Annotated in this window: 6 protein-coding genes; all 6 read right to left on the reverse strand. The window is 25.8% G+C overall.

The annotated features are described in order from the left end of the window. Window positions 1-138: 138 nt before the first annotated feature. Window positions 139-642, reverse strand: coding sequence for a hypothetical protein (locus tag EZH24_RS08075; RefSeq protein ID WP_137998625.1), 504 nt, complete (start codon window positions 640-642; stop codon window positions 139-141). Between the two features lie 13 nt (window positions 643-655). Beyond that, complete coding sequence (locus EZH24_RS08080) at window positions 656-1,558, reverse strand: RNA polymerase subunit sigma (RefSeq protein ID WP_137998627.1); 903 nt, start codon at window positions 1,556-1,558, stop codon at window positions 656-658. Further along, window positions 1,548-2,009: a DciA family protein gene (locus EZH24_RS08085; protein WP_137998629.1), complete on the reverse strand. Its 462-nt coding sequence runs from the start codon at window positions 2,007-2,009 to the stop codon at window positions 1,548-1,550. Before EZH24_RS08085 ends, EZH24_RS08080 begins: the two co-directional genes overlap by 11 nt. Window positions 2,010-2,027: 18 nt before the next feature. Continuing rightward, a complete protein-coding gene (locus tag EZH24_RS08090; RefSeq protein ID WP_137998630.1) occupies window positions 2,028-2,783 on the reverse strand; it encodes a tetratricopeptide repeat protein in 756 nt (251 codons plus the stop codon). Further along, window positions 2,773-3,612: a hypothetical protein gene (locus EZH24_RS08095; protein ID WP_137998631.1), complete on the reverse strand. Its 840-nt coding sequence runs from the start codon at window positions 3,610-3,612 to the stop codon at window positions 2,773-2,775. The genes EZH24_RS08090 and EZH24_RS08095 overlap by 11 nt, the downstream gene beginning before the upstream one ends. A gap of 67 nt (window positions 3,613-3,679) precedes the next feature. Beyond that, window positions 3,680-3,871, reverse strand: a complete 192-nt coding sequence (locus EZH24_RS08100; RefSeq protein WP_236847122.1) for a hypothetical protein — start codon at window positions 3,869-3,871, stop codon at window positions 3,680-3,682. Window positions 3,872-4,166: the final 295 nt, after the last annotated feature.

Consider the following 4,166-nt stretch of genomic DNA (forward strand, 5'->3'; position numbering starts at 1 on the left):
TTAAATTAACTTTAAACTTTAAAGCATACCATTGGATTAAATAAAGATTAATTTAGTGATAATATTGATAAGAAATGTAAAAAGGCATCGTATTTATTTTGCGGTGTCTTTTTTATTTGTCATTAAAATTTCCTAAAATTATTCTATATTTATATTCGATTCGCATCCGTCTACTTTTATATTATAAATTCCGTTTTTTAATTCCATCGAATAATTATCCTTTTCGCCCGATATATTTACAATTTTTTCTTTATTAAATTCTATAACGCAATAATTTTTTATATATCTAATATTTAAATAATATTCTTTTCCGTTTTTATTTATTTCAATATTGTTAAAAATATAAGTTTCGTTTTTGTCGTCATTATCTCCTCTTGCGGCAAGCGGTTTTGTTATTGAGAAAAAAGCCATCGATTCTATTATATTGTTTTTTATTTTAATTGAAGATTTTTTTTCGGTTAAATCTAACATTTCAGAATCTTTAATATTTTCCATAACGAATAAATCGGATTTTAATTTATTAACTTTTATTTGAAGTTCCAAGTTATTTTCAAGTTCGTTTAAAAATTCTTCGGACACTTTGATTCCGTCAAGATATTTTATAATTTCTTCTTCATAATATTTTAATTTTTCATTATTCATAAATAAATCCCCGCTAATTATTTTTTTTAAATTTACTAAAATTAAAATTTTCTTTCAAATATCTTTTTATTTTATTTATAATCTTTGTAATCGCATTGACGCTTATATCGAATAATTTTGCTATAAAAGAATGCGGAACATTTAATTTTATCGCCACAAGTTTATTTATTCTATTTTGTTTTTTGCTTGCCAAATGAACCGTCCAAAGCCCTTTGCTTTTATATTCCGATATTTTTAAATTTATTTTCGCTATGGAATCTTGCAATTTGATTATATAGTTATATTTATGTATATAAGTCGCTCTCGCTTTTTCTATTATCGAATAAGCCTCTTCGTAATCTATATTAAAAAATTCCATTAAAGGTTTTGTAATAAGATTTATAAATAATTCCAAATTATGAATAAAGAAAATAAGGGAATCTCTATTTGGAAATTCGCTTTCAATATAATTAAAAATTTTCAAAGAAATTTCTTCTATATTGTCGTTTTCGTTTTCGCTTTCGTTAAGAAAATTAATAAAATCTATAGAATATTTTTTTGAATCGTATAAAACATCATGCAAAGTCAAAGCTTCTCTATCGCATAAAGGAGCGTCCATAGAAATTTCGATTTTTTTATATTTTTCTTTTCTCTTTTTATAATCAATATAATTTAAATAACTATTTCGCAAAGTATATGTGAACCAAGTTATAAATTTCGCTTCCGTTTCGTTATATTTAAGCAAAATATTTTCTATTCTTTCCATGTAATACAAATAAAAATCCATAGCGGTTTCATGGCAAACTCCAAAAACTTTTCTCGGATAATTATAAATATATTTCGACAGATGATTATTTATTTCTTTGAAAGTTATAACGCTTCTTGAGGCTTTATATTCCATCACGGCTTTTTTAATAAAATTATCGTCAATCGGCATCTTTGTCCTCTTCGCTATTTATTAAAACTCTGTAAAATATTTCTTCGATTCTTTTGTCTTCTATATTCGCTTCGTTCATAACTTGAGAAATCCACTTCTTATGTTCTTCGCTTATTTTGTTATTTGATTTATTAATATTATCATTTTTATTATTCAATTCATTTTCGTTAATATTTATTTCGCCGACTCTCGTTTTAATTTCAACGACTATTACATCAGTTTCTTTTTTTATATTTTTTATAATATTTAATCTATTCATTGAAATCTCATTAGCCCAAACCGTGTCCGCAACCGTCAAAGTTAGAATTCCGTTTTTAAAAAACGCTGGATAACAAATTTTTGAAAGAGTTTCGCCGATAATTATATTCCATTTTTGAGCGATTTTAAGATAACCGAATAAATTAATATTTTTTTTAGAATATTCGTTTAATATATTTTGTATAGTATGCATAATAATTCCAAAAATATATTAATTATTTGTCATATAAGTTTTAACTTCTTCGTCTTCGTTATATTCGTAAGTTTTAATATTTTCAACATTCTCGGGATTTCGATTTTCTTTATTATCTGTAAAACCAAGCAAAGTTTTCACTCTAATAATAGAACTTGAAACATCCTTATAATTTTTATCCAATTTATAAACATCCTCGTAAATTTGAAGAGCCGAATTATAATTTTTATTTCTTTCGTAAGTCGCCGCAAGGTTAATCATATAAACGACATTATTCGGACTGTAAATGTTAGCCTTCAAAAAAGACGCTTCCGCCAATCTATAATCTTCCGTATATAAATATAGAAGCCCCAAAAAATTATTAACATAAGCATCGTTAGGATTAAGTTCTACCGAATGCCTTATTGATTCAATCGCTTCGTTCGTTTTTTCGAGTCTGTATAAAGCGTATCCTTTTTGGAAATATAATCTTGGAGAAAATCTATTTATAAGAATTCCGTTTCTTGCCGTTTTAAGCATATTGCTATAATCTTCTTGATACATATAAATATTTGAAAGCGTTTCAAAATATTCTATCTTCAAAACGGGAGAATTATTTATTTCGTATTCGAATAATTCCGCCGCCCTTCTATAATTTTTAGAATTATAATATCTATAAGCGTTTTCAATATTAGTTTTATTATACGCGAAATTTTGCGGATATAACAAATCGGAATAATTAAATATTAATAAAAAAAATAATATAAATAAAATAAATTCTTTTTTAATTTTCATCTTTCTTAAAACTCTGCAATCTAAAATCGTTTATCATAGCCGAGGCGTAAGTTAAAGTGGCGTTATATATTTCTTCTTTATTTTTTCCTTTGAAGAAAGAAAACACTCTTGGAGATTGAGCGCTTAAAGTTTCGGGAAGAATTATTTTATTGTCGAAACTCTTTTTTAAAGCGGTAGTTTTTATGCTTTCCATTTTTTCGATAAACGCATGCAAGAAAAAACCAGATTCTTTAAGTATAAATTGTTCCGAGCGGGCTACTCCTTCGCTTTTCTCAAGCGCAAAAACATAATCGGAAAATATTATAGGAATTTTACTCTCGCCAACGGGCATAACGAATCTTTGAAATTTATTGTCATAATCTTTTATCGCCGTTTCTATGACATAATCGCTCGCTTCTCCAGAAAAATATCTTATAACGCAAAAACAATTGTATAATTCCTTAAAAGCTCCGTATAAATGACAAATTTCTTCGTCCGCTTTCGGATGAATATTTTCTATCGGATATTTTTCAACCGCATTTCTAAATCTTTCTATCATATTGTCGACTTTATTCATAAAAGAATTTTCTTTGGCTTTTTTTTCTTCAGCTTCTCTTTTTTCTTTTTCCAATTCGCGCTCTCTCAATCTATTTTTTATATCTTCCAATATATTTATTTCAAGAAGAAAATAATTCGACAAATCTTGTCTCGTTTGCAAAGCTTCTCTGTATCTGTTATTAAAACTTTCCACATTATAAATTTTAGTTCCGTATTTTTTAGCGCCTTCTTCGTATTCTCCTCTTATTTTCGACAATGTGACGTTTATTTCCTTATCGCTCAAACTTGGCATATTAACTCCTTTTAAATTTATATTAATATTATATAATAATAATATAAAAAATAAATATAAAATTTTATTATTTCATTTTCCTATAATAATATTCAATATTTCCACTGCATTTTACAATAATAGAATCTGGAATGTTGCCTATTAAGTCCCGAATTTTAGCTCCAGCAAAAGCTATAGCTATAGGTTCGGTGCATCCAAAAGCTGGAACTAATTCCTCTTTTAATATATTAACATAATTCAAATATAATTCCTTGTCCATTTCTTTTCCTTAAAAATACCTAAATTCAAAATCAAAGTTATATTATATTTTATTTACTATATATATCAATAATATATCAATATTTTTTAATAGTTTTAGGATTTATAATCCCTATATTACAAAAATGGGCGACAAAGTAAATAAAACGTTTGGAACTATAGCTTTAATGCTTCAAGGAATATTCAAAAAAGAATGATAATTTTTTGTTTATTTGAATAATTGACAATATTTCTTTATATAGTATAATATCCTCTAATAATTTAATAATTTTTTATTAGGAGTTCCTATGAAACAC

The sequence above is a fragment of the Brachyspira catarrhinii genome, from assembly GCF_005518285.1.
In the GTDB taxonomy this organism is placed as follows: Bacteria; Spirochaetota; Brachyspiria; order Brachyspirales; family Brachyspiraceae; genus Brachyspira; species Brachyspira catarrhinii.